This is a genomic window from Terrisporobacter mayombei, from assembly GCF_020748465.1.
Lineage (GTDB): Bacteria > Bacillota > Clostridia > Peptostreptococcales > Peptostreptococcaceae > Terrisporobacter > Terrisporobacter mayombei.
Genome location: NZ_JAHZMP010000033.1, coordinates 1 through 802 on the forward strand (window position 1 = coordinate 1; position 802 = coordinate 802).

The 802-nt window shown below is 44.3% G+C and carries 1 protein-coding gene; it reads left to right on the forward strand.

All coding sequences use genetic code 11. The features are described from left to right. The first annotated feature begins 341 nt into the window (after positions 1–341). Complete coding sequence (locus K0039_RS24665) at positions 342–494, forward strand: recombinase family protein (RefSeq protein WP_228106763.1); 153 nt, start codon at positions 342–344, stop codon at positions 492–494. The last annotated feature ends 308 nt before the right edge of the window (positions 495–802 follow it).

Consider the following 802-nt stretch of genomic DNA (forward strand, 5'->3'; position numbering starts at 1 on the left):
AAAGATGCAGAAAAAGAGGTGAATGTGTTCGTAACTCATGAGTCATGATAAGCGTCGTATCAGAATTGTATGGATAAAACCACGGTCCTCAATGATATTAATTGTGAAGTATTCCTTTCAGGCCAGCTTATGTGTTTTTTGCAGGCTGCTGGTAACCAGCAGCTTCAATTGCTCCCCAAAATCAGGGAAACGGGGTTTGGGGAGCAATGGAACAGTAAACGCCGTTAAGATGTCAATTTAAATAGCCAAAAATTAACTAGCCAATTTACATTGCAGGTTGTAATTTTTAACCACCTTTTTTACGATAGCCAAATTACCTATACTCATTTTGGCTACAGTAAATGAAAATTGCTCGCATCTATGAGAGAGTCAGTACATCAGAGCAGGATCTGACACGCCAGGCTGACATCGAAAAAACGGCCATTGCCAGTGGTTTTTATATCGCCGGTATTTATCGAGAAAAAGCATCGGGTGCCAGGGCTGACAGACCTTAACTTCTCCGCATTATCGCTGATCTTCAGCCTAGTGATGTGGTGACAGCCGAAAAAATTGACCGTATCAGTCGGCTCCCCCTTCCTGAAGCTGAAAAACTAATTGCTTCCATAAGAGACAAAGGTACCCGGCTGGCTATTCCTGGCATAGTGGATTTGTCAGACGTGGTAGCAGAAAATGATGGTGTCTCCCGCATTGTCCTTGAATCTGTTCAGGAGTTGTTGCTGAAACTTGCTCTTAGCACAAAGAGAAGTTCCCCTAGCGAATCTCTGGGGTGGTGGTGAGGTCGCGTCAGCCGATGGTATGCGAT

Bases quoted from the DNA above. Each gene is read 5' to 3' on its own strand.
- K0039_RS24665 (WP_228106763.1), top strand. From the start codon at position 342: ATGAAAATTGCTCGCATCTATGAGAGAGTCAGTACATCAGAGCAGGAT.